Annotated in this window: 24 protein-coding genes, 1 tRNA gene and 1 pseudogene; 9 read left to right on the plus strand and 17 right to left on the minus strand. The window is 59.5% G+C overall.

Translation table 11 applies throughout. The features are described 5' to 3' along the window. The 7 genes and pseudogenes from BT179_RS15165 to BT179_RS15195 all read right to left on the minus strand — a co-directional run. A pseudogene (locus BT179_RS15165) lies at window positions 1–584 on the minus strand (carbamate kinase); the annotation flags it as partial. Between the two features lie 82 nt (window positions 585–666). Further along, window positions 667–1,677 (minus strand): ornithine carbamoyltransferase, encoded by a 1,011-nt coding sequence (locus BT179_RS15170; RefSeq protein WP_072431156.1) that lies wholly within the window; start codon window positions 1,675–1,677, stop codon window positions 667–669. A gap of 67 nt (window positions 1,678–1,744) precedes the next feature. Continuing rightward, window positions 1,745–3,001 carry an arginine deiminase gene (gene arcA, locus BT179_RS15175; RefSeq protein WP_072431157.1) on the minus strand — a complete coding sequence of 419 codons (1,257 nt, stop codon included), beginning with the start codon at window positions 2,999–3,001 and terminating at the stop codon, window positions 1,745–1,747. A gap of 26 nt (window positions 3,002–3,027) precedes the next feature. After that, window positions 3,028–4,455, minus strand: a complete 1,428-nt coding sequence (gene arcD / locus BT179_RS15180; RefSeq protein ID WP_072431158.1) for an arginine-ornithine antiporter — start codon at window positions 4,453–4,455, stop codon at window positions 3,028–3,030. A gap of 420 nt (window positions 4,456–4,875) precedes the next feature. Beyond that, entirely contained in the window at window positions 4,876–5,835 is a 960-nt protein-coding gene (locus BT179_RS15185) for an HlyD family secretion protein (protein ID WP_072398414.1), read from the minus strand. Window positions 5,836–5,838: 3 nt separating this feature from the next. Continuing rightward, window positions 5,839–6,210, minus strand: a complete 372-nt coding sequence (locus BT179_RS15190) for a DUF3302 domain-containing protein (protein WP_072398415.1) — start codon at window positions 6,208–6,210, stop codon at window positions 5,839–5,841. A 215-nt stretch (window positions 6,211–6,425) separates the two neighbouring features. Beyond that, window positions 6,426–6,788, minus strand: coding sequence for an NUDIX hydrolase (locus BT179_RS15195; protein ID WP_072398490.1), 363 nt, complete (start codon window positions 6,786–6,788; stop codon window positions 6,426–6,428). A 288-nt stretch (window positions 6,789–7,076) separates the two neighbouring features. Here BT179_RS15195 and BT179_RS15200 point away from each other — a divergent pair, with 288 nt between their 5' ends. Then, complete coding sequence (locus tag BT179_RS15200) at window positions 7,077–7,265, plus strand: hypothetical protein (protein WP_072398416.1); 189 nt, start codon at window positions 7,077–7,079, stop codon at window positions 7,263–7,265. Window positions 7,266–7,497: 232 nt separating this feature from the next. Next, entirely contained in the window at window positions 7,498–7,725 is a 228-nt protein-coding gene (locus BT179_RS15205) for a PLD nuclease N-terminal domain-containing protein (protein ID WP_072398417.1), read from the plus strand. Window positions 7,726–7,754: 29 nt separating this feature from the next. Here the strand turns inward: BT179_RS15205 and BT179_RS15210 are convergent, their stop codons facing one another. The 3 genes from BT179_RS15210 to BT179_RS15220 all read right to left on the minus strand — a co-directional run bounded on the left by BT179_RS15210 (window position 7,755) and on the right by BT179_RS15220 (window position 8,942). Beyond that, window positions 7,755–8,183: a hypothetical protein gene (locus BT179_RS15210; RefSeq protein WP_072431159.1), complete on the minus strand. Its 429-nt coding sequence runs from the start codon at window positions 8,181–8,183 to the stop codon at window positions 7,755–7,757. 121 nt (window positions 8,184–8,304) lie between these two features. Continuing rightward, window positions 8,305–8,535: a hypothetical protein gene (locus BT179_RS15215; RefSeq protein WP_072398419.1), complete on the minus strand. Its 231-nt coding sequence runs from the start codon at window positions 8,533–8,535 to the stop codon at window positions 8,305–8,307. A gap of 152 nt (window positions 8,536–8,687) precedes the next feature. Next, entirely contained in the window at window positions 8,688–8,942 is a 255-nt protein-coding gene (locus BT179_RS15220) for a DUF6555 family protein (RefSeq protein WP_041022040.1), read from the minus strand. 235 nt (window positions 8,943–9,177) lie between these two features. On the opposite strand from BT179_RS15220, the gene BT179_RS15225 reads away from it, so the two are divergent. Both BT179_RS15225 and BT179_RS15230 read left to right on the plus strand, forming a co-directional pair. Continuing rightward, complete coding sequence (locus BT179_RS15225; RefSeq protein ID WP_072398420.1) at window positions 9,178–10,077, plus strand: polysaccharide deacetylase family protein; 900 nt, start codon at window positions 9,178–9,180, stop codon at window positions 10,075–10,077. A gap of 102 nt (window positions 10,078–10,179) precedes the next feature. Then, on the plus strand, window positions 10,180–10,371 hold the full coding sequence (locus BT179_RS15230) for a DUF2188 domain-containing protein (RefSeq protein WP_072398421.1): 192 nt from the start codon (window positions 10,180–10,182) through the stop codon (window positions 10,369–10,371). Window positions 10,372–10,535: 164 nt separating this feature from the next. On the opposite strand, the gene BT179_RS15235 is transcribed toward BT179_RS15230, so the two are convergent. From BT179_RS15235 to BT179_RS27010, 3 genes are all read right to left on the minus strand, one after another. Continuing rightward, window positions 10,536–12,326 carry a DAHL domain-containing protein gene (locus BT179_RS15235; RefSeq protein ID WP_072431160.1) on the minus strand — a complete coding sequence of 597 codons (1,791 nt, stop codon included), beginning with the start codon at window positions 12,324–12,326 and terminating at the stop codon, window positions 10,536–10,538. 254 nt (window positions 12,327–12,580) lie between these two features. After that, window positions 12,581–13,447 carry a prohibitin family protein gene (locus tag BT179_RS15240; protein WP_072398423.1) on the minus strand — a complete coding sequence of 289 codons (867 nt, stop codon included), beginning with the start codon at window positions 13,445–13,447 and terminating at the stop codon, window positions 12,581–12,583. Window positions 13,448–13,679: 232 nt separating this feature from the next. Continuing rightward, window positions 13,680–15,542, minus strand: a complete 1,863-nt coding sequence (locus BT179_RS27010) for an NAD(P)-binding domain-containing protein (protein ID WP_256343842.1) — start codon at window positions 15,540–15,542, stop codon at window positions 13,680–13,682. Between the two features lie 119 nt (window positions 15,543–15,661). On the opposite strand from BT179_RS27010, the gene BT179_RS15255 reads away from it, so the two are divergent. Then, window positions 15,662–16,522 carry a LysR family transcriptional regulator gene (locus tag BT179_RS15255; RefSeq protein ID WP_072398424.1) on the plus strand — a complete coding sequence of 287 codons (861 nt, stop codon included), beginning with the start codon at window positions 15,662–15,664 and terminating at the stop codon, window positions 16,520–16,522. Window position 16,523: 1 nt separating this feature from the next. Here the strand turns inward: BT179_RS15255 and BT179_RS15260 are convergent, their stop codons facing one another. Beyond that, entirely contained in the window at window positions 16,524–17,981 is a 1,458-nt protein-coding gene (locus BT179_RS15260) for an MFS transporter (RefSeq protein ID WP_072431161.1), read from the minus strand. Between the two features lie 248 nt (window positions 17,982–18,229). Between BT179_RS15260 and BT179_RS15265 the strand changes: the two genes are divergently transcribed. Further along, window positions 18,230–18,988, plus strand: a complete 759-nt coding sequence (locus BT179_RS15265) for an SDR family oxidoreductase (protein WP_072431278.1) — start codon at window positions 18,230–18,232, stop codon at window positions 18,986–18,988. Between the two features lie 80 nt (window positions 18,989–19,068). Further along, window positions 19,069–19,575, plus strand: a complete 507-nt coding sequence (locus BT179_RS15270) for a nuclear transport factor 2 family protein (protein ID WP_072431162.1) — start codon at window positions 19,069–19,071, stop codon at window positions 19,573–19,575. Between the two features lie 239 nt (window positions 19,576–19,814). Here the strand turns inward: BT179_RS15270 and BT179_RS15275 are convergent. Beyond that, a tRNA-Ser gene (locus BT179_RS15275) sits at window positions 19,815–19,902 on the minus strand. 124 nt (window positions 19,903–20,026) lie between these two features. Between BT179_RS15275 and BT179_RS15280 the strand changes: the two genes are divergently transcribed. After that, the gene (locus BT179_RS15280) at window positions 20,027–20,698 is read left to right on the plus strand and encodes a Bax inhibitor-1/YccA family protein (protein ID WP_072431163.1); all 672 of its coding nucleotides are present in this window, start codon (window positions 20,027–20,029) and stop codon (window positions 20,696–20,698) included. A 67-nt stretch (window positions 20,699–20,765) separates the two neighbouring features. On the opposite strand, the gene BT179_RS15285 is transcribed toward BT179_RS15280, so the two are convergent. Continuing rightward, on the minus strand, window positions 20,766–21,203 hold the full coding sequence (locus BT179_RS15285) for an Lrp/AsnC family transcriptional regulator (RefSeq protein WP_072398427.1): 438 nt from the start codon (window positions 21,201–21,203) through the stop codon (window positions 20,766–20,768). Between the two features lie 134 nt (window positions 21,204–21,337). On the opposite strand from BT179_RS15285, the gene BT179_RS15290 reads away from it, so the two are divergent. Next, complete coding sequence (locus BT179_RS15290; RefSeq protein ID WP_072431164.1) at window positions 21,338–22,231, plus strand: DMT family transporter; 894 nt, start codon at window positions 21,338–21,340, stop codon at window positions 22,229–22,231. Window positions 22,232–22,247: 16 nt separating this feature from the next. Here the strand turns inward: BT179_RS15290 and BT179_RS15295 are convergent, their stop codons facing one another. Continuing rightward, the gene (locus tag BT179_RS15295; protein WP_072431165.1) at window positions 22,248–23,873 is read right to left on the minus strand and encodes an NADP-dependent glyceraldehyde-3-phosphate dehydrogenase; all 1,626 of its coding nucleotides are present in this window, start codon (window positions 23,871–23,873) and stop codon (window positions 22,248–22,250) included. Window positions 23,874–23,959 lie beyond the last annotated feature (86 nt).

Here is a 23,959-nt window from a genome sequence, read left to right on the forward strand (position 1 = left end):
CCGTGGGCGTCGTACATCGTCGGGATGCCGCCGCCACCGGCGCAGATCACGATGCTGCCTTTTTCCAGCAGCCACTTGATCGGACGGATTTCAAAGATGCGCTTGGGTCGTGGGCTGGCCACCACCCGGCGGTACTTGTCGCCGTCCGGGGCGATGGCCCAGCCTTTCTCGGCGGCGAGTCTTTCGGCTTCGGTCTTGTCGTAGACCGGGCCGATGGGCTTGGTGGGGTGCTGGAAGGCCGGGTCGCCGGCGTCCACCTCCACCTGGGTCAGCAACGTGGCGAACGGCACTTCGAAGTCCAGCAGGTTGCCCAGTTCCTGTTCGATGATGTAGCCGATCATGCCCTCGGTTTCGGCCCCCAGCACGTCCAGCGGATAGGGTGTGACCGAGGTGTAGGCCGCCGCCTGCAATGACAGCAGGCCGACCTGCGGGCCGTTGCCGTGGGCGATGACCAGCTGGTTGCCGGCATGGATCTTGGCGATCTGCTCGGTCGCGGTGCGGATGTTGCTGCGTTGGTTGTCTGCGGTCATGGGCTCACCCCGACGCAGGAGGGCGTTACCGCCCAGGGCAACGACGATGCGCATGATGCTGTCCTTCTAAAAATGTGATGAGCAACGTAGCCCCTGTGGGAGCGAGCTTGCTCCCACAGTGATTCGCGTCGGGCATTCAGATATCCGCCAATGCCGACACCAGGATCGCCTTGATGGTGTGCATGCGGTTTTCCGCCTGCTCGAAGGCGATGTTGGCCGGGGACTCGAAGACGTCCTCGGTCACTTCCACGCCGTTGGCCAGGTGCGGGTAGCGGCCGGCGATGTCCTTGCCGACCTTGGTCTCGCTGTTGTGGAACGCGGGCAGGCAGTGCATGAATTTCACCCGGGGATTGCCCGAGGCTTTCATCATCTGGGCGTTGACCTGGTAGGGCAGCAACTGCTCGATGCGCTCGTCCCAGGCTTCCACCGGCTCGCCCATGGAGACCCAGATGTCGGTGTGGATGAAGTCCACGCCCTTGACGGCTTCTTTCGGGTCTTCAGTGATGGTGATGCGTGCGCCACTTTCGGCGGCGAAGGCCTGGCACTGGTCGATGAAATCCTGGTGCGGCCACAGGGCTTTCGGTGCGCCGATGCGCACGTCCATGCCCAGTTTGGCGCCGATCATCAGCAGCGAATTGCCCATGTTGTAGCGCGCGTCGCCCAGGTAGGCGTAGCTGATGTCATGCAGCGGCTTGTCGCTGTGCTCGCGCATGGTCAGGGTGTCGGCGATCATCTGGGTGGGGTGGAATTCGGCGGTCAGGCCGTTGAACACCGGCACGCCGGCGAACTTGGCCAGTTCCTCGACGATCTCTTGTTCGAAGCCGCGGTACTCGATGGCGTCGAACATCCGCCCCAGGACGCGGGCGGTGTCCTTCATGCTTTCCTTGTGGCCGATCTGCGACGACACCGGGTCGATGTAGGTGACGTGGGCGCCCTGGTCATGGGCTGCGACTTCGAAGGCGCAGCGGGTGCGGGTCGAAGTCTTTTCGAAGATCAACGCGATGTTCTTGCCCTTGAGGTGGGGCTGCTCGGTGCCGGTGTACTTGGCGCGTTTGAGGTCGCGGGACAGGTCCAGCAGGTAATGCAGCTCGCGGTTGGTGTGGTGCATCAAACTCAGCAGGCTGCGGTTGCGCATGTTGAAAGCCATGATGGATCTCCTTGGGTTTCGGTTATCCCCTGGGCGGGATCGGGTCGATGCCGCCCAGGCTCGAAGGTCAGTAGTCGATGGGGTCGCGGATGATCGGGCAGGTCATGCAGTGGCCGCCGCCGCGGCCGCGGCCCAGTTCGCTGGCGCTGATGGTGATCACTTCCACGCCGGCCTTGCGCAGCAGCGTGTTGGTGTAGGTGTTGCGGTCATAGCCGATCACCACGCCGGGCTCCACGGCCACCACGTTGTTGCCGTCGTCCCATTGCTCGCGCTCGGCGGCGAAGCTGTTGCCACCGGTTTCCACCACCCGCAGCGCCGGCAGCTTGAGGGCGGCGGCCACGGTGTCGAGGAAGCTGCCTTCCTCGCGGCGCACGTCGATGCCGCCGGGCTTGCTCTCGTCGGGCCGCAGGGAGAAGGCGACGATCTGGCCGACGACTTCGGGGAAGATGGTCACCAGGTCGCGGTCGCAGAAACTGAACACGGTGTCCAGGTGCATGGCGGCACGGGACTTGGGCAGGCCGGCGACGATCACCCGTTCCACGGCCTTGTGCTTGAACAGGTTCAGCGCCAGTTGGCCGATGGCCTGGCGGGACGAGCGCTCGCCCATGCCGATCAGCACCACGCCATTGCCGACGGGCATCACGTCACCGCCTTCGAGGGTGGCGTTGCCATGGTCCTGGTCCGGGTCGCCGTACCAGATCTGGAAGTCGGCGTGGGTGAACTCGGGGTGGAACTTGTAGATGGCGGTGGTCAGCAGGGTCTCCTGGCGACGCGCCGGCCAGTACATCGGGTTCAGGGTCACGCCGCCGTAGATCCAGCAGGTGGTGTCGCGGGTGAACTGGGTGTTGGGCAGCGGCGGCAGGATGAAGCTGGAGTGGCCGAGAAAATCGCGGAACATCTGGATGGTCTTGCCACCGAAGCTGTCCGGCAAGTCGTCGGCCGAGACGCCGCCGATCAGGAATTCGGCGATCTTGCGCGGTTCCAGGCTGCGCAGCCACGAACCGACTTCATTCACCAGGCCCAGGCCCACCGAGTTGGCGGTGATCTTGCGCTGCAGGATCCAGTCCAGGGCGTCGGGCATGGCGACGATGTCGGTCAGCAGGTTGTGCATCTCCAGCACATCGATGCCGCGCTCGCGCATCTTGGTGACGAAATCGAAATGGTCGCGCTTGGCCTGGTTGACCCAGATCACATCGTCGAACAGCAGTTCATCGCAGTTGTTCGGGGTCAAGCGCTGATGAGCCAGGCCTGGGGAGCACACCATGACTTTACGCAGTTTGCCGGCTTCGGAATGAACGCCGTACTTCACTTTTTCCGTGGTCATTACACATCCTCCAGTTGAACAGTCGGCTACAGGGTCAGGAAGCCGTCGTAGAGTCCATAGGCCGCCACCAGGGCGCCTGCGACCACTGCGGCGAAAATCAGCTTCTCGACAGAGGTGAAAACCGGTTTGCCCAGCTCGCGCTTGGCCTTGGCGAACAGGATCGCGCCGGGGGCGTAGAGCAGGGCGGACAGCAGCAGGTACTTGATCCCGCCGGCATACAGCAGCCAGACGGCGTAGACCAGGGCGATGGCGCCGATGGCCAGGTCCTTGCGCCGCTCGGCCGCGAAGCCCTCGTAGGTCTCGCCACGCACCGCCAGCAGCAGCGCGTAGGCCGCCGACCACAGGTACGGCACCAGGATCATCGAGGTGGCGAGGTAGATCAGGGACAGGTAGGTGCTGGCCGAGAACAGGGTGATGATCAAGAACAGCTGGACCATCGCGTTGGTCAGCCACAGGGCGTTGGCCGGTACGTGGTTGGCGTTCTCGCGGCGCAGGAACTCCGGCATGGTGTGGTCCTTGGCGGCGGCGAACATGATCTCGGCGCACAGCAGCACCCAGGACAAGAGGGCGCCCAGCAGCGAGATGATCAGGCCGACGCTGATGAGCACCGCACCCCAGTGGCCCACCACGTGCTCCAGCACCGCGGCCATGGATGGATTCTGCAGCTTGGCCAGTTCCGGCTGGGTCATGATGCCCAGGGACAATACGTTCACCAGCACCAGGAACAGCAGCACGGTGATGAAGCCGATCACGGTGGCCTTGCCCACGTCGGTGCGTTTCTCGGCGCGGGCGGAAAAGATGCTCGCCCCCTCGATGCCGATGAACACCCACACGGTGACCAGCATCATGTTGCGCACCTGGTTCATCACGCTGCCCAGGTCGGGGTTCATCGTGCCCCAGATGTCCCGGGTGAAGATCTCGAGCTTGAAGGCGAACAGCGCGATCAGCACGAACAGCAACAGCGGCACGACCTTGGCGACGGTGGTCACCAGGTTGATGAACGCCGCCTCCCTGATGCCGCGCAGCACCAGCCAATGCACCGCCCACAACAGCACCGAGGCACCGATCACCGCCGCCACGGTGTTGCCCTCGCCGAAAATCGGGAAGAAGTAGCCCAGGGTACTGAACAGCAGGACGAAATAACCGACGTTGCCCAACCAGGCGCTGATCCAGTAGCCCCAGGCCGAAGAGAAGCCCATGTAGTCGCCGAAACCGGCCTTGGCGTAGGCATACACGCCGCCGTCCAGGTCGGGTTTGCGGTTGGCCAGGGTCTGGAAGACGAAGGCCAGGGTCAGCATGCCGACGGCGGTGATGGCCCAACCGATCAGTACCGCTCCGACATCGGCGCTGGCGGCCATGTTCTGCGGCAGGGAAAAGATCCCGCCACCGATCATGGAGCCGACAACCAGTGCAACCAATGCACCAAGGTGCAGTTTTCCAGGCGCTTCAGACATGGCATGACTCCATAGGTGGCAAGCGGTGTTTTAGGCTCTGTACGAAAAGCCTTGATACTCGTTCAGGCAGCGTTGAAAACTGCCTGACCTTGATCTCAAGACTTTTCGTACAGCGCCTGGTTTTTAAATAACAAATTCCATGGTTTTGCCTTTCGCCGGATTGACGTTAGACAAGTTTTTAATGTTGTAAAGGATGCTTGTTTATTCTGTTTGTGCTTTGTATGTTTATTTGCAATTAAAAATAACTGCTGAGCTGTTTTTGTAATAAAGAGGGCAAGACATCGCCTCGATAGCGTGGTTTCTCGCGGAATGCTCGGGCAGGATTTCGTTTTGGGGCGTTCAATAGGGAATATTGAAAGGCAGGGGCAATATCCCAAGCGTTTGAAGGGTGCTTATGGATTTTGGCGATCAGTAAAGAAATTAATGGAATGGAAAGATATAGTTCATCCACGCAGCCATCCGCAACAGTATCTTGCGCATCATGCCTATATGGTGAAAGTGCTGACTATAAACCGCCGCCTGACCGTAGGCGCCACCGGGGACGAAGTCCCGATACTGGGTAAAATCCGGATCATTGATTTCAATGACGACAGGAACTCGACCTGGTGGCGGTGAGCCGGTATAGCTGGTGAGTGTTCCCGAAGGCTGAACCTGCCCCTCTCCGATGACGCTCAAGACACTCGCAACCTTGCCTTTGAATACTTTTCCCGGGATTCCGTCGAATGCCACTTCCGCTTCATCGCCAACGACCAGACGCAATAAACTGTTCTGGCGCATCCAGGCCGCGAAATATTGGCCCTCGTCAGGGATGAATATCATTGAAGGCCTTAGCGGTAGTTTGGTTGCCATCATCCCGGGCCGCAAGGAGACCTGTGCGACGAACCCTTTGCTCGGGGCACGCACGATCGTGTTATCCAATTCATATTGAGCGTGATCCAGCTGTGCTTGCAGATCGTCCGTACGGGCGATGGTGGCCTCCAGCTCACGTTGGGTGCCAAAGCTGCGCTTGATCAGCTCGGTGATCCTGGCGCGATCGCCTTTTGCGGCGATCAGCTGCGCCTTGATTGACTTGACCCGGTACGTGAATGGCGTCGGGTCTATGCGAAATAGAATATCGCCTTTTTGAATGAGTTCGTTGCCTTTTACCGGAACCTCGATGACTTGACCACTGACGACCGGAATCACTGGGACGGAAACAAAATAATAACGGGCCACCTCTGAATAAGGGTGGTTGTAATTCATCGTAAAAATCAGGGCGCCAATGATAAGGATGCCGCCCAGGACAGCGGTAGGCACCGTCCATTTATTTAACGGAATATGAAAGATTTTAAAGATGGCAACACAGAGGGCGGCATAGGTCAAAATGAGCAAAAGGTCCATGACCTAAATCCCCCCGTCGCTGTTGCTGGGTGCCGGTGTTTGTCGACTTTTGCCGGCGGATATTTCCAGTCGCTCAACGCGGCCTTGCAGTTCTGCCAGTTGCTGCTCTAACTGGGTAACGTGACTGAGGGGAGATTTACCATCGCCAAAACCCCAGCCCCGATCCTCGCGATAGGCCATTGCCCAAATCCATAGAAATGGCCAAAGCGCATGCAGCGTGAACAGGCTGACCCAGCCGGTCGCATGGATGGCATCCTGGTGCGGGTGGTTTCGGTGCACGGCAATTTCATAAGGAATGTCGTGCAATAAGATGATTCCGTAGAAAAGGAACAGTCCGGCAAAGATCAGGATACCCAGCGCAAAATAATCAAGCACGACAGCCTCCCATCCGCACGGTTCACCATGAGGAATGATTGTAGTCGTGACTTTTCCATTCGCTTGGTCGACAACAAAAATATCAGCGACCAGGCTTCACCACGGTGATGCAAGGGCTCCAGGCCGGGTCGAACAACGAGTCCCGGTAGAAGGGTGAACGATGAGTCTATTCGGTTCTTTCTGTTGGCTGCGCAGTCACTGACGCCTGCGGATAATCATAATCTGCGCCGGAACGCTTCCAGTATTTCCTGTGTGCCTTTTTTCAGCTGCAACTGGGCGATGGCGTCCAGTGGATGCCAGAGGCAGTCGTGGATTTCATTCAGTGGACGGGCCGCCTTCGAGTCGTTGACCGAGGCTTCGAATACGTGATGTTCGGTGCCGCCGTCGTTGAGGCGCATCAGGTAGAGCAGATTTTCAGCGGTCAGTCCGGTTTCTTCGGCCAGCTCCCTGAGGGCGGCATCGGCATGGGTTTCGCCGCGCTCGACGGTTCCACCCGGCAACGCCCAACGGCTGTTGGGCTTTCGCACCAACAGCACATGGCGATTTTCCTGGCAGATGACGGTCGCTCGAATTTTCATGGGGGTGTCCGGCACATCGCTGTCATAAAAATGAAATATAACTGAAACATAGGACGCAGGTCTTGTTGCAAGTGTTCAATCAGATTTTTGGACTCTCTATCGGTACGACCACATCCATCCAGGAAAGATTGAACCTGATTCGAATGAATAGGTGCGGTCGAGTATCCCGTCTGAATCATGGTCGCCGGACAGATGAGCTGACCGGCCATCGCCTAAAATGAATCAGATGGGAAAAAAGGTATCCATGTTGAGTGGATAGCCACCCCGGGCAGTGGGGAGAGAGGAAAAATGACCACTGTGGAAGACTTCAAGATCAAATCCCACGAGCTTCTTGTGGAGCTCGATGCGGCGACTTCGGAAATGATGACCCTTATCTGTGCCCACCAGATGACCGGTGCGGCCTGGGAAGAGGCGGTTCGGCGTCAGCATGAAGCCTATGAGCAGTGGATCGGCTATCTGAATGAGCGTCCCTCTTAGTCGCAGTACGAAAAAGCCTTGATACTCGTTTATGCGGCATTGAGAACAGGCTCGTGCGCGAGTCCGGTCGAGATGCTTGTTGACAGCCGGTAGACTCCGCTTCCTCGCCCCGTTTCCCTTGCCTGGCCTTCGCGCAAACCTATGCAGGCAACGCCAGGACATCTGGCAGATTTTTTGAACGGTCCCGGGGCGCCCAGGCCTAATCCTTAGACCTTGAATGGAGGATTGGGCCATGTCTGAATTAGCCAGTTATTTCTGGATTGCTGTCGCAGTGCTTTTGCTGCTGGTAGATCTCTGGGCAATCGTCAGCGTCTTTCGCAGCGACAAATCAGCCGGTACCAAGGCCGGCTGGGCCCTGTTACTGATTATCCTGCCGGTAGTGGGCTTGATCATCTGGGGCGTGGCTGGTCCACGCGGGGTCAAGGAGCCGCCGTCGTCGCCGGAGCACAGCAAAGGCTAGTCGTCGGGTATTGCTCGCAGGGCTGAACATCAGCGATTCTGCCAGCGGCCGCCGGTGGTTTCGCAGTCCTTTTTTGCCTGCTGCAGTTGCTCGACACCGTAGTAGTACCAGATGACTTGCGCGTCGTCCGGGATGTTGGCCGAGCCCCCCGTCCTGTCTTTGCTGGTGGAATGCGGATTGGCCAGGGCTTCCTGGGTCAGCCTGGCCTCGCATGTGGCGACGTGGCCGGCAGCGCAGCGTTCGACCGGTGTCTTGCGGGTGCTCAGGGTTCCCTTGCTTTCATTGCTGCAAGACCAGCCGATGGCTTCGGCGGGCACGCCTTTGTACTCATAGCAACTGTGGGTTTCGATTTCCGACACTGACTGGCTCTGGGACTGGGTCCTGACATCGCAGCCTTGTGCCATGACGGCGGTGGGGCTGGCGCAAGCCGTCATCAGCAGCAGGACTTTGGCGTTCATGATGGATCTCCTTTTCGCGGTTTTTGCACCTGTTTCAATATCGAGGAGCAAAAAGCCGCCGCGTTCCATCGATTTTCAGGGTCGACGTACGTGAGCAGACGCGGGTCTGACGCGCTTGAAGCTAGCGGAATTTGGGCAAGGGCCGTTCGACTGGCTTGAGTGACGACAGGGCGTGCTGGATCGATGGGGCATCCTTCTCGATGTCGTTGAGGCGGTCCCGGATGCGCACGGCCGTTGGGTGGCCGCCGTTGTGGTCGACCCAGTCGGCGATTTCCTTGCAGGCAGCCGTCAACCGGGCCTGGCGCGATTCCAGCAGGGTGAGCAGGGTGGTGATGGACTCTTTTTCAGACATGTCACACCTCCAATTCAGAGTTGATCGGGCAGCACGAGGCCCGCTGGAGGCGGGTCGTGCTGTCGATTAAGCGTAGTAGAGTTATCGGGGTTGCGCCGCAGGCTCCGGCACCCGGCTGGACAGCCGGCACGCCGGAAAAAGGGTTTGTATGATCAGCCGGATTCCTTGATCCAGCTCGGTGCGACGCTTGCGCGCCAGCGCACATCCGTGATGCCGTATTTCTCCGCAAGGGGCTTGGTGACCCGCTTGACCTTTTCTCTCCCGAATTTGGGTATGCGCCCGACACCTGCGTCGCAACTGGCCCAATGCCAAGCCTCGGAGTTATTCATCACCTCTGCTCGAATGATGAATGACTTGGGTTCGCCATGGAGCATGTAGTCGATGATGTAAAGCGATGGCCCGCCCATAAATCCTCCCTAATTTAGTCCTATACGGATGGATGCGGAGGCGTCCGGAAAATTCCATCGGATTTCCAGACGGTCAGGACAAGGCCAGAAAAGGGCGGCGTTGAGCGCCGGCAAGCGAAACCCACCGGAAGCGTTCGCGGCCAGGAACCAAACCCGGTTAACCTTCTCCAAGCTGGGCTTGAGCACCATGGCCAGGGAACGAAGGCGAAGCAGTCAGCATCATGAAAGGTAGAACATGAGGAACCTCGCCAGGGTAGTGGTCAGTGTAGTCCTTGCCTGTGGTTTGGCGGGATGTATCGGACCGCCCATCGAACTCACCGCGCAAACCGAGCAACGCCTGCGTACGCAACCGCCGATCCGTTTCCTCCTGACATTCGATGACGGGCCCAGCGCATCGTCTTTCTGGAACCCTAGCCTGAGCGTGCTGGATGCCCTTGCGGATAATCCGGTGCAACCCGGTATCAAGGCGGTATTTTTCGTACAGACTCGTGCCCCGCGTGCCGGTGGCAGCGAAATCGGTCGCTCGGTGATGCAGCGTGAGCAACGCGAAGGGCACGTACTGGGCTTTCACACTGCCACAGGGTGGCATACCAATCATCGCTCCCTCGGTCCCGACGAGCTGGAGCAGTCACTGGTCAACGGCGCAGCCGATATCGCGGCGATCACCGGTGTCGCTCCGACCCTGGTGAGGCCGCCGTTCTGGAGCTATGACAGGCGCACCTTCGCGGCTTATCAACGGCAGGGCATGCACGTATTGCTCACCGACCTGAGCGCCAACGACGGCAAGGTCTGGGGCATCACGGCCAGTCCGCGTCGGCGGATCAACCTGATACGCCAGCTTTCAGAGGTACGCGAGCGCATCGCGGCCGGGGAGCTTGCGGCGGTGGAGGGGGTGATCCCGGTGGTGGTGACCTTTCATGATCTCAACCGCTACACCGCCCGGCACGCCCGGGAATATCTGCAGATCCTGCTGGACGCCGCCAGGACCACCGGGGTCAAGACCGATGCCAAGCCGTTCTATGACGACCGCCAGGCACTGGAGCGAGCCGCCATGGCACGTACGGTCAAGGAAAGCGGTCAGCCGGTGCGCCTGCCGGGCCTGTGGGACTGGATATGGGATTCGGACGCGCGATGAGCTGCATGATCGGTGGTGTGCGTCACGACGTTCGGTGCGCATCCCGGCACGAAGTGCGTGTAAGGTAGGCGAGCTAACCTGGTTATCTCGGAGGAGTTGACGATGAGTACCGCGATGCTGACGAAAATGCACATCAACGGTTATGACGTTCTCAGCGTAAACAGCGGCCCTTGGAGGGTCTGTACCCAGGCTGACCGACTGGGATCCTTTGCTTCCCGTGAAGAAGCGCTGGCATACGCCGCCGCGTTGCCGGTCAGGAAGAACCGTGATGAGCGTACTGCCAGCGACAAATAGCGCCGGTGGTTGACGGTTTGGCTCGCGAAGGCGCAGAACAATTGCCACGAGGCGGATTGTCTCGTCGTCTTCGCGGGCTCGGGCTCCAGGCCGTGAGCCAGCGCTGCTGGCAATCGGTTTGAAGCGTGTCCAATGCTCTGCGGGCGCCGTCAGGCGAGCCACCTTCAGGCAGGTGCCAGTTCCAACGGAATCTCCAGCGTGAACAGGGCGCCTTGCCCGGGGCCGTCGCTATGGACATGGAGGTGACCATTCATCTCGACGGCCGCCAGGGCGCAGCTGTGCAAGCCGAACCCATGACCCTCCTTGCGCGTCGTGAAGCCGTGGTTGAAGATGCGGGCCAGGTTCTCGGGCGCAATACCTTCCCCTCGATCCTGGACGCTGAGGCATAACCTGGTCTGGTCGAGGATTCGTATGCCCAAGGTCATTTCCCGTGGATGCTCGCAGACATGGGACATGGCGAACTTGGCGTTGCTGATGAGGTTGATCAGGATCAGCAGCAGCCTGTGCTTGTCGCCCATGATCGTGGGCGTGTCCTGATAGTCCTTGATGACGGTGACGTGGTGTCGGCTCAGGGCGCCGGTATTCATGCGCAGCGCGTCTTCGAACAGATCGCTGATCCTGAGCGGTTCCACCAGCCTTGCGGCACCGGCATAGGCTTGCTGGGTGGTGACGATTTCCTTGATGTGGTCGACGCTTTTGGTCAGTTGCGCCAGCTCCTCGATCAGCTGTGCCTGCTCGGCGCTGATGGACTCCACCAGCTCGTTGAAGTAGCGGGGCAGCAACTTGCCTTTTTCGTCGAGGGTGATGAACCGGCCCACATCGTCGGCATGTTCGTTCATCATCCTGACCGCTTTCCCAAGCCCTGCCGTCCTGCTGTTCTTCAACTTGCGGGTCACCAGGTCCGCTGAAATATTCACGCTGTTCAGAACGTTCCCGACGTTGTGCAGCACGTTGGTGGCAATTTCCGCCATGCCCGCCATGCGGGCGGCGTCCACCAGCTCGCGTTCGGCTTCCCTCAGTTCGCGAGTGCGTTCCTCCACTCGTTCTTCCAGGCGTTCGTTGGATTGTTGCAGCTCATGGTTGATCTGGTTGATGACCGAATAGCTGCGAACCAGCCGTACCGCCAGGTAGATCATCAACAGTGCCATCAGGCTGGCGCATACGGCCAGGTAAATATGGTATTGGCGGTCGGTGGCGGCGGTCCTGCGTTGTGTCTCGTTCAGCAGCTCATTGATGTTGTCCAGCTCCTGGGCCACCGGAATGACGCTGATGCGGTCGAGCAGGTCATTGACGATGGGCTGCTCCTGGATGATGGTCCTCACATGTTGCGTCAGCCTGGCGAAGGCCGGCCGATATTCGTTGGGCAACCGGTCGATGTAGCTGTCCAGCTTGCTCAGTTGGCCTTGGATTTCCCGAGCCTTGTCCGACGTGACATAAAGCGCGAATTCCAGCGTCGTCAATGTCAGGTCCAGAACATCGGAAGCCATCGCCAGATGCTCCGCCGGGGCCGGTCCATTCATCCCGTTCAACAGGTCCTGGATAGCGTCTTCCGCCGACGGTAGCGCGTCCAAGGACGAGCGCAGGCTCGCATTATGGTGGTCGAACTGCTCGACCAGCGCGGTCTTGTTCCTGACCGCATCGACATAGCCCTGGCGCCGGGACTCCCAAAGCGTGGCCAAGGGACCGCTGTCGTTGAGCCGTTCCAGTTGTTCCCAGCGGCTACTCGCATCGGGTGGTGGGCTCAGTGACAGGTTGTTATTGAGCCCTGTCTTCTTCTTCAGGATCTTGACGTTCCAATTGGCGTCGGATTGCTTGAGCTGCCGGATGAAGTCGCGGGACTCGAAGTATGTCGTCGTGTCATAGGTATAGGACTTGATGAGAAAGAACATCAGGGCCGAAAACGTCACCAGCGCCACAGCCAGCAAGGCGGGCCATTTATATTTCCTGATGAGCATGGTCACGCAGCTCTCCTGTCGGGGGCGGGGGAAGACGCGGTGGATGAGTTCCGGAAGGCGCGGGCACTGGGGGGCTTGAGTCGATGAGGCGAGGGAGCGATTGATTGTCGCGTCGTGGTGTTTCGGCCTGGGTACACGTTGAGCTCCCTGCTAACGCTGGATATCGAAATCGTCACTCAAGCCAGTGTAGCGTCAACGGAGCGCCAGGACGGCAAGGCGGGCGCGACCAGGACAGGTCGCGCCGCGACGAGGGATCAGCGGTTGTCGGCCCGAGTATCGATGAAAGGCAGGGCACCGTTCGGCAGCACGGTGGTCGGCAGCACGCCATTCCAGCGCTCGGCCTTGGTCAGCTCCACCAGGTTCTGGTTGCTGGCCAGGGCCTGTGCCCGCGCCTTGATGGCCTCGGCTTCAGCCTTGCCGCGAAGTTCGGTGGCCAACGCGTCCGCCTTGGCCTGGGCGACCTGCGAGTCGGCTTCGGCCTGGGCCTGGGTGACGCGGATCTGGGCCTGGACCTGCTCGGTGGCCAGTTGCTGCTCACGGGTCTTGACCTGGACTTCCGCCGCCATGCGCGCTTCGATGGCCTTCTCATAGGCGTCGCTGAAATCGATGTTTTCCACCTGGACACTGTCGATGATCACAGGCCCGGTGATGGTCGACTTGATGGCGGCCGAGATGTCATTGACCAGCTGGACGCGATTCTGCACGGCGGCCACGGCGTTGAACTTGCCGAAGACGTTCTCCACCTGAGTGGGCACCTGCCGGCTGATCATCCGGTCCCGGATGCCTTCGAGATCCTTGAACTGGGTGTAGACCTTGGCCACATCGGACGGCGCGATGTGCCAGGACACCGATACCTTGAGCTGTGCGGACTGTTGGTCCTTGCTGTATGCCTGGAGATCGTCGTACGAAGTGACCTGGCTTTGAACGCTGATCAGACGCACGGATTCGATGAAGGGGGTCTTGAAGGACAGCCCGGGTTCCACCACGCCCACCAGCGCACCGTTACGCAGCAGCACGCCGCGTTCGGTTTCGTCGACTGTGTACCAACTGCCGAAGAAGACGCTCAGCAGGACGACGCCGATGACGGCGGCAGCGAGGGAGCCCATGGTTTTTCTGGTCATTTTTTCTTTCCTTGTAACAGCCACCGAGGCTGCGATGTTTTCCGAGTGCCAGACACGAAAAAGCCCTGGATAACCAGAGCATCAACGTATGGATATGGCGCAGGCGATGGGATTCTAACTCACGGGGCTGTCATTTTCCGTGATGAACGTTCCAATCCTTTCTTCCAGGTCCTGGGCAGCAACAGCCAGGTCTGTTGGCCTGAGGTGCAGTGCCCTTGACCTGGGTAGCGCTTTACGCGGGATCGGGCACGCTCAATGATTGGTCCAGCCACTGCGTGACGACCTTCAAAGCCTCATCGGAATTACGTTCATAGATCAATCCGTGGCCGTTGCCGTGAATGCCCAGTGCCGGTAGATCCAGGTGATGAATGTTGGCACCGGCATTTCGCAGGAAAGCGACGATGCTGGATGCGTAGGCAACAAACGCCGATGTCTCACCTGTCAACAGCGCTATCGGGACGCCCTGCAGGCCAGGGACCCTCAGGGTTGAAGGTTCTGCTGTACGCACTTGTTCAGGCGTTTTGCGAGGCGGATCGAAGGTCAGAGGTGCGGCAGTCAGCCCCCAATCGAGGCTGCCTATGCCCGGTGTGTGGCCAAATACCGGACCCATGGGTTCCACCGCCACAATTCCTGCGACCAGGCCGGGTCGACGATCGGCGGCGAGCCAGCCACTGGGCCCGGACGCGGAATGCGTAACGATGATCGCTTTGCCGATCTTGTCGAGCAGCGCGGCCAGTCGATCCGCATCCAGGGTCTGGGATGCCGCAAGGTCAGCCGGCATGGGGCCGTAAGCTGCGACGAAGGCGTCAAACGCGGGTCCATCGTCCGGCTCGAATGGCCACTGCGTTTCTCCTGCGCCTTCTGGAAAGTAGACTTCACGCGCGCGCTCATAGGAGAACGCTGGCCCCATCGGCCCCATGATGTCTGGGTGATACGGCGATCGGCCATGGCCTGGTCTGTCGACGCGAAAAACGACGAAACCGGCTTCGATGAACCGCTGCGCCCACCCTGGTCGGCCATCGGGTGTGTCCAGCCATTCAGTGCCCTGCAGCGTGCCTCCGTGCACCAGCACCACGGGATAGGGCTGGGTGATGTGCTCAGGGGATTCCCAGGCCACGTACATCGGACCTTTCTGGAAGCTCTTACCGTTATGGGTAACGCGGGCTCCGGTCACCCAGAAGTTGCCACGGCGCGAGCGTTTCACCGGAGCGGTTCGCCAGGGTTGCGAGGCATGATCGAACGATCGGGACACTGTCTGCGTAGCGAATGCCGACCAGTCCTTGTGCCCGTATCCCCGGGCCAGCGCCGACGTCATCTTCGATCGCACAGCATCGGCCGCCGGCAGTTCCAGGCCCTTGCGACGGGCCGCCTCGATGGCCAGGTTTATATCCTTGAGGCCAAGAGACAGTTTGAAACCCGGTTCAAAACGGTTGTTGACGATGTTCTGCCCGTACCGCTGATAACTGGGGCAGGCGAACAGGGTCTGGGTCATGAGGTCGACGAAAACCTGCGGACTCAGTCCGTGGTGTTGAACGAGTTCGGTTGCTTCGCCCAGCGACTGGATGGCTTGAGTGATCATCATGTTGCCCGCGATTTTCGCGATACAGGCCTGTTCAGGTCGAGCGCCCAGGTACCAGGTCTTTTTGCCGAGCAGGTCAAAGATCGGTTGGACCGTCGAGATGGCTTCCCGCGATCCGGCCGCCAGGATATTCAACTCGCCGTTTGCCGCCACGGCAGGCACGCCGAAAACCGGCGCCGCGATCAGTCCGATGCCGATTTCATCGTGCACGCTTTGCAACTCCACCATGAGCGAAGGCGACAAGGTCGACATCACGACATGAACGCAAGCCTTGCCTGCATTTTCCAGAGCTGCGCTGGCCAGCAGCACTTCCCTGACGGCGGCATCATCGGCAAGCATGCTGATGACGACCTCTTGCTGAAATGCCGAGGCGGGAGATTCGAGAATGCTTGCTCCTTCGAGATCCTTGATCGCCGCGTGACTACGGTTCCATGCCGATACGCGGTGGCCTGCCTGGATGAGCAGAGCAATGATCGCTCTGCCCATGCTTCCCACACCGATAAAGCCAATATTCATTTTCCAGTCCCCGGATGGTGTTTCGACGAACGTGTTTGCGGACAAGTATGTCGGGCGCGGGATTGCTACGGCAGTGCCATTGCTGCACTCTCTGCGTTCATTTTTGTACGGGGTAGCGCATGGACTGGAGTGATGTGCGGGTCTTTCTCGCGATTGCCCGCAGCGGGTCGTTGGGCGCTGCCGCCAAGCTGTTGGGAGTAAGCCATCCGACCGTGGGGCGACGCTTGCAGGTGCTTGAGCAGTCCAGCGGCCAGCCCATTTTTCTTCGCACCGCCCAAGGTCTGGTACTGACCGACAGCGGAGAAAAGCTACTCAGCCTGGCGCAGGAGATGGAGCGAAGTGCGTTGGCAATCGAAAGGCGCCTTGCGGGGGACAGCGCACAGCCCGAAGGTGTGTTGCGCATTTCTTCCGCCGACTGGTTCGCCTGTTATGTGTTGGCCCCGGTACTGAATGAACTGGGGCGACGTTACCCGCTGATCGTGCCTGAGGTCATCGCGGGGCATCGGTTGTTTGACCTTGCTCGTCGCGACGCCGATATCGCGTTCCGAATCGTTCCTTTCACCGAGCCGGATATCGTTCACCGCAAGCTGACTACCCTGAACTATGGGTTGTATGCGGCCGTCGGATCTCCCGACCCTGAGCCGCAGGGCGATGGGCTTGGTTTGATCACCATGAGCATCGCCCAGTCTCATTATCCAGATGTGCAGTGGCTGCAGCAGCGTTACCCTCTGGCTCGTACCGTATTCACCAGCAGCAGCCGTACAGTCCAGGCACAGATGTGCGCGCAAGGGCAGGGTGTCGCCGTATTGCCCCGCGTCCTGGGCGACCAGTTAACGGCGCTGCGGCTGATTGATCCGCATGAGCCGCCACCGGGTCGCGATATATGGATGGGGTACCACCAGGACATGCGGCAGCTGGACAGCCTCCGTGCCCTTGCAGACCTTGCCTCCCTGATGATCGGCTCGCAGGGAGGCGGTTGATTCACTCTGCTGGGCGCATGGCTGCCGTTTGCAGGCCCGCAGCCGGTTGGCGGGCCAGGCCAAGGCTGAGTGCCGCACCTGCCGCCAGGCATACCGCGATGCACAGTATGGAGACGGTGAAGGCGTGGGTGATGGCCGCCGCGTCCGTATCCGTGCCCAGAAGGGTGTAGAAAATCCCGCCGATGATCGCCACGCTCAATGACGTGCTGATTTGCAGGGTGGAGCTGGTAATGCCCGCAATCATGCCGGAATACGCGGGTGCCACGCGTCCTGTGATCATCCGCATCAATGTTGGAAGGGCCAGTCCTTGTCCGAAACCGATCACAAAAAGAATGACGGCAAGGGGCAGCGCAGTGGGACTGACGGTCATCGGCGTCCGCACCACGAGCCAGGCCAGGAGCACGAACCCCAACACTTCAAGCCCCATTCCGACGGGATTGACGTAAGCACCCAGAAAACGCCTGAAACGATTGGTGGAGAGTGGTCCCAGCAAAAATCCCGCGCCGAAAGGAAGAAAGACGAGACCAGCATCGAGTGGGCTCATATGCAGTGCTCCCTGTAGATAAATGGAAAACAGCAGGAAAAACACGCCGATCGCATAGAAGGTCAGGGCCACGAGCAACGCACGGCCCAGGCCAGGCGTGCGCAGTGCGGCAGGATCGAGCAACGGTGCGCCTTGCGCTTGATGCAGACGGGTTTCGTAGCGCCAGAACAGCCAGGCCAGCAGCGGCACCGCCGCAAGCGAGAGCCAGGCCCACAAAGGCCAGCCCGCTTCGCGCCCTTCGATCAATGGAACGATCAGAGCCCCAAGCGTCACCATGGACAGTGCCGTTCCGCCCAGGTCCAGCTTGCTTGTATATGGCGCTCGGGTTTCCTTGACCACTGCAATGGCGACCAGAATGATCAGTACCGCGATCGGCAAATTGACCAGAAATATCGCCCGCCACCCCAAGCCCATCAGGTTAAGCGATATCAGGATCCCGCCAAGTGCCTGGCCGACTACCGACGCCAGGCCAAAGACCGCGCCATAGAGACTCAGCGCCAAGGGTTTTTCCGATTCGGGGAATATAGCCTGCACTGAAGCGAGTGCCTGGGGTGCCATTACGGCCGCCGTTACGCCTTGCAGTGAACGTCCGGCGATCAACACCCAGGGTGAGTCGGCGACGCCGCAGACCAGTGAGGCGACTGCAAAGCCAACCAGGCCAACGAAAAACATCCGCATGCGGCCGTAGATGTCACCAAGCCGTCCACCGGTGATCAGTGTCACGGCATAAAGCGCCGCGTAAGAGGAAATGACCAACTGTTCGGCGGAGGAGGCCGTGCCCAGCGATTCCTGAATCGAGGGCAGTGCCACGTTCACGATAAAAAAATCCAGGGGCGGTAAAAACGCACCGACCAGCAAGATGGCGAACATCAACCAGCGCCGCGGTTCTGCGAGCGCTACTTTTTCCCGAGGCATAGGATCTCCTGCCTGGAACCGTTCGGTTCCAGAGTATTGAATGTCTGAATGTTCGAGCTTCAGTCGAAAAGACGGCCCATGCGCTGAACCAATGAGTGGCAATCTAAACGATTCAACCTTTGCCGACGCCTCACATAATTGAACGACCAATGTTCATTTATGGCAGTGCCAACCAGCACCTGACCCCCCACAAAATGCCCGCACTGTGGTTTCAGTCGATCCACACAACCAGGACCGAGGAGTCAGCTATGTCAGGTAAATTCGCTAATCGGATTGCAGTCGTCACCGGCGCATCCACCGGGATCGGCTTTGCGATTGCGCAGGGTTTGATTGCCGAGGGGGCCAAGCGTGTTTACATCACGGGGCGTTCTGCTGCCACACTGGAGGCGGCGGTCGCCAAGCTCGGTGATAAAGCGGTTGCGGTAATTTGCGATGTCGCGCGCCAGGCTGATCTCGATAAGCTCAAGGCGACGATTGATGCTCACGACGATCAGTTGGACTCGGTGTTCGCCAACGCGGGTATCTGTGAAAGGAACCCGGTGGGGGAGACCACCGAGGCTGCTTATTTCAACATGTTCGACATTAATGTGAAGGGGGTCTTTTTTACTGTCCAGACGCTGATGCCCTTGTTGAAAAATGGCGCTTCGATCGTGCTGACGGCTTCTATCTGCTCCAGCAATGGGATGGAAGGATTGAGCCTCTATAACGCATCCAAGGCAGCGGTGCGATCTTTTGCAAGGACCTGGGCCAACGAACTCAAAGGTCGCAAGATTCGAACGAATGTCCTGAGCCCAGGCTTCACCCGCACCCCGCTGATGGATAACGGCTTGAAGATGAGTGAAAGCGACATAGCGGCGCTGCGCCAACATGTCGAGCAGATCACGCCGCTGGGGTATATGGCTCAGCCCGAAGAGATCGCCTCATCGGCGCTGTTCCTTGCATCCGCCGATGCGAAATATGTCAACGGTGTGGAACTGATGGTCGACGGGGGCCTGTCGCAGATCTGAACACCCGCTTGACCGTAGCGCAGCCCTCGCCGTGGGTTGCTTTTTTCGCTGTTGCGAAGCCTCAGACAGGAAGTGTCATCATGAACATTGAAGAGCTGACCACTCGACTGGAAGCCTTGGAAAGTCGCGCCGCTATCGAGTCGCTGATCAGCGCCTATGCCAACGCATTCGATCGCATCGACGTGTCGCTCCTGGGCCGAATCTGGCACGAAGAATCGACACTGGACTTACCGGGTTTCGGCAAGGCCGGAAATAGGAATGAAATCCTGGCGATGGCTCAAGACAGTTGGCGCCAGATGCCACATATGCACCACTGGATGGCCAACCCGGTGATCGAAATCGAGGGTGACAGTGCCTTGGGTACGGTGGCAGCGGATTGCCTGTTCCTGGACATTGAAAAAGGTCCAGTTCAAGTCAGCGGGCTGTACCACGATAAGTTTGAACGTCGGCAGGGGAAATGGGCATTTCTGTCACGCCGTTTTGAACTCCATTTCCTGACGCCGTTGAAAGACTGGATACCCTTGGCGGGCGATGAAAAGTACGCCGTGGACGAACATCGGAGCCTGGACTTGCTCCCGACAGGTTGACGTGCTTGCGGGATCTGCGTGAGAGCGCGAACGACAAGTGCTGCCTGTCCTAGTTGTTCAAGTTCCAGGAAACGATAGTAAAAAACGGATAATCCCGGGCTCTGGCCGTTCGACAGGCATGTGGCCTCCATCGGACGCACCTCGAAAAGACCCGGAAAACGACCCTGAAGGGAGCCACGAGGTTCCTGGATCCCAGAAACGACAAAGCCCTGAATAATCAGGGCTTTGTCGCAAGAAGATGGCGGAGGCGATGGGATTCGAACTCATGGACCTGTTACAGTCGACGGTTTTCAAGACCGTTGCCTTAAACCACTCGGCCACACCTCCGTATTGCATTGCGGGCGCCATAATACCCGAATGAAACACACTGTCAAACTCTCCACGTAGCTTGTTACAGAGCGTCTGTTATGATCCTTGCCACTGAATGTTTCAAAACCGGAGGAGTGTCGCCATGCGCGAACAGGATTACGCAGTGAACAACAGCGTGCAGGCCGAGCAGCTAGAGGTTAGCCGTGTCCTGCGCAACACTTATGGCCTGCTGGCACTGACGCTGGCTTTCAGCGGTGTGATGGCCTTTGTCGCCCAACAGATGCGTGTCGGCTACCCGAACATCTTCGTGGTGCTGATCGGCTTCTACGGCCTTTTCTTCCTTACCAACAAGCTTCGCGATTCGGCCTGGGGCCTGTTGTCGGCGTTCGCGCTGACCGGTTTCATGGGCTTCCTGCTCGGCCCGATCCTCAACCGTTACCTGGGAATGCAGGGAGGCGCCGAGGTGGTCAGTTCGGCATTCGCCATGACCGCACTGGTGTTCGGTGGCCTTTCGGCCTACGTGCTGATCTCCCGCAAGGACATGAGTTTCCTGAGCGGTTTCATCACCGCTGGTTTCTTCGTGTTGCTGGGCGCGGTAGTGGCCAGCTTCTTCTTCCAGATCAGCGGCCTGCAGCTGGCGATCAGCGCCGGTTTCGTGCTGTTCTCGTCGGTCTGCATCCTGTACCAGACCAGCGCCATCATTCACGGCGGCGAGCGCAACTACATCATGGCTACCATCAGCCTGTATGTCTCGATCTACAACCTGTTTGTCAGCCTGCTGCAGCTGTTCGGCCTGATGGGCCGCGACGACTGATCACTTCGTGACAACGAAAGCCCGCCTCCTGGCGGGCTTTTTTTCGTCCACGAAATTCCGATCATCCTCAGTTCATCGGTGGCAAGCGTCGCTTGACCGGCGTCTTCTTGACGATGGCGGTACTGGTTTCGGCCAATACGTTGAGCTTGTCCAGCACGGTATCCAACTGCTCCATGGAGCGTACGTGGAGCCGGGCGATGAAACAGTCATCGCCGGTGACCTTGTCACATTCGGTAAATTCGGCGATGGCCTGGATCTGCCGTTCCACTTCTTGCAGTTGTCCCGGTAACGGGCGGATACGCACGATGGCCTGGAGTTGATAGCCGAAGCACCGTGGATCCACCTCGACGGTGTAACCCTTGAGTACGCCGCGCTCTTCGAGCCTGCGCAGGCGCTCGGCCACGCTGGGTGAAGAAAGGCCACTCAGGTTTGCCAGCGCCTTGAGGGAAAGGCGGGAGTCTTCCATCAAGGCGCTGATGAGGATCTGGTCGATGTCGTCGGTCATTTGGGCTCCGTTAGGCGAATAGTCGATCTTGCCTTGATAAAAAAGGTCGAAACCCAGTTTAGCCTTTTTCCAGCTATGGAGAACGCGGCGGCCGGCTCGGCATACTGTGCCTCACTTGCTGAAGGAGCCTGAAGATGGACAAGACCTTACGTCGCGGTTCGCTGGAAATGACCGCTGCCATGCTGATTTCCGGAACCATAGGTTGGTTCGTGCTGGTATCGGGCCAGCCGGTATTGGACGTGGTGTTCTGGCGCTGTGTATTCGGCGCTGCCACCTTGCTGCTGATCTGCGCCGGCCTTGGTTTCCTGCGCCGGGATATCCTGACCCGGACGACCTTTCTGCTGGCGGTGCTCAGTGGCGTGGCAATCGTCGGCAACTGGGTGTTGCTGTTCGCTTCCTACTCCCGTGCATCGATCGCTATCGGCACGGCGGTGTACAACGTCCAACCGTTCATGCTGGTAGGGCTGGCGGCGCTGTTCCTGGGGGAAAAGATCACCGCGCAGAAGCTGTTCTGGTTGTTGGTGTCGTTTCTCGGGATGCTGGCCATCGTCAGTGCCCACGGTGAACAGGAGCAGGGGGGCGCAAACTACCTGGCGGGCATCGCGCTGGCCCTCGGGGCGGCGTTGCTGTATGCCATTGCCGCGCTGATCATCAAGCGCCTGACCGGTACGCCACCGCACCTGATCGCGCTGATCCAGGTCAGTACCGGTGTCCTGCTGCTGGCGCCCTGGGCGAACTTCTCGGCGTTGCCGCAACAAGCCCAGGCGTGGGCCAGCCTGCTGACCCTCGGCATGGTCCACACCGGCCTGATGTACGTATTGCTGTATAGCGCCATCCAACGGTTGCCCACCGCGATCACCGGGGCACTATCGTTCATCTATCCGATCGCGGCGATCTTCGTCGACTGGTTCGCCTTCGGCCATCGCCTCGAACCGCTGCAATGGCTGGGGGTGGCGGCGATCCTGCTGGCGGCCGCCGGCATGCAGCAGGGCTGGGGCATCAAGGCCCGTCGCCCAGCCCTGTCATGAGACGCCGTGGCGCGAGTCAGAAGATGTAGTCGGTGGTGAGGAAGTTCGAATCCCGCTCCCGGATGATGTCGCTGATCAGCGCCTTGTTGCTGTCCTGGAATTTGGTCGCCACCAGGGTTCTGATCGAAAAGGTACGCAGGGCATCGTGGACGGACAAGGTGCCCTCGGCCGAGTTTTTCCGGCCATTGAAAGGGAAGGTGTCCGGGCCGCGCTGGCATTGCGCGTTGATGTTGATGCGCCCGACCTGGTTGGCGAAGGTATCCACCAGCTTGCCGACTTCGGCTGGGTTGGTGCCGAAAATGCTCAGTTGCTGGCCGAAATCGGATTCCAGGACGTAGTCGACCACGGTGTTCAAGTCCCGATAGGGCACGATGGGGACAACCGGACCGAACTGTTCCTCATGGTAGACCCGCATCGCGGTGTTCACCGGATAGAGCACTGCCGGGTAGAAGAATGAACTGCGGGATTCTCCGCCATGGGCATTCACCACCGCGGCGCCTTTGGCAACGGCATCGGCCACGAGCGAATGCAGGTAATCGACCTTGCCCGCCTCGGGCAGCGGAGTCAGTGCCACGCCGTCTTCCCAGGGCATGCCCGGTTTCAGGGCGGCGAGCCTGGCGTTGAATTTTTCGATGAAGGCCGGCGCGACGTCTTCGTGGACGAACAGGATCTTCAATGCCGTGCAGCGCTGGCCGTTGAACGACAGCGAGCCGGTCAACGCTTCACTGACGGCGTTGTCCAGGTCGACGTCCGGCAGCACCAGCCCGGGATTTTTCGCATCCAGGCCCAGGGCGGCACGCAGGCGGTGCGGGCGCGGATGGAGTTTCTTCAAGTCGCTGGCCGCCTTGTTGGTTCCGATGAAGGCGAAGATGTCGATCTTGCCGCTGGCCATCAACGCACTGACGGTTTCCCGGCCGCTGCCGTAGATCACATTGATCACGCCTGCCGGGAAGCTGTCGCGGAAGGCTTCCAGCAGCGGTCGCACCAGCAGTACACCGAGCTTGGCCGGTTTGAATACCACGGTATTGCCCATGATCAGGGCGGGAATCAAGGTCGTGAAGGTTTCGTTCAATGGGTAGTTGTACGGACCCATGCACAAAGCCACGCCCAGTGGGACGCGACGGATCTGGCCGAGGGTGTCCTGTTCCAGTTCGAAACGGCTGGAGCGGCGGTCCAGTTCCTTGAGGGCGTTGATGGTGTCGACGATATAGTCGCAGGTGCGATCGAATTCCTTCTGGGAGTCCTTGAGGTTCTTGCCGATTTCCCACATCAGCAGTTTCACCACCGCTTCGCGTTGCTCGCGCATGCGTGCAAGGAAGCTTTCCACATGGCGGATCCGTTCGGCAACGCGCATTGTCGGCCATTGGCCCTGGCCGCGATCATAGGCACGGACGGCCGCGTCCAGGGCAGTGAGGGCGGTTTCGGCATCCAGCAACGGAGTGCTGCCCAGTACCACCTGCTCGTCCCCTTGTTCACCCGCCAGGTACACCGGGCTGCGTACCACGGCCAGCGGCCCCTGCCAGGTTTTCAGGACACCATCGACCAGATATTCGCGCTGTTCGATCCGCCCATCGAGACGGTAGGCCTGGGGAATGTCCGCGGCACTGGGAAACAGGTCGGCGAGAAGGTTGGCTGTGGTCATGTCGTTACTCCCTCAATGAAATGAGCCATGAGCTGATGGCAAGTCGTCAATACAGGGTTATACGCCTTAATGGAGGGAGTTTTTAA

The sequence above is a fragment of the Pseudomonas sp. NFACC43 genome, assembly GCF_900119645.1.
Taxonomy (GTDB): domain Bacteria; phylum Pseudomonadota; class Gammaproteobacteria; order Pseudomonadales; family Pseudomonadaceae; genus Aquipseudomonas.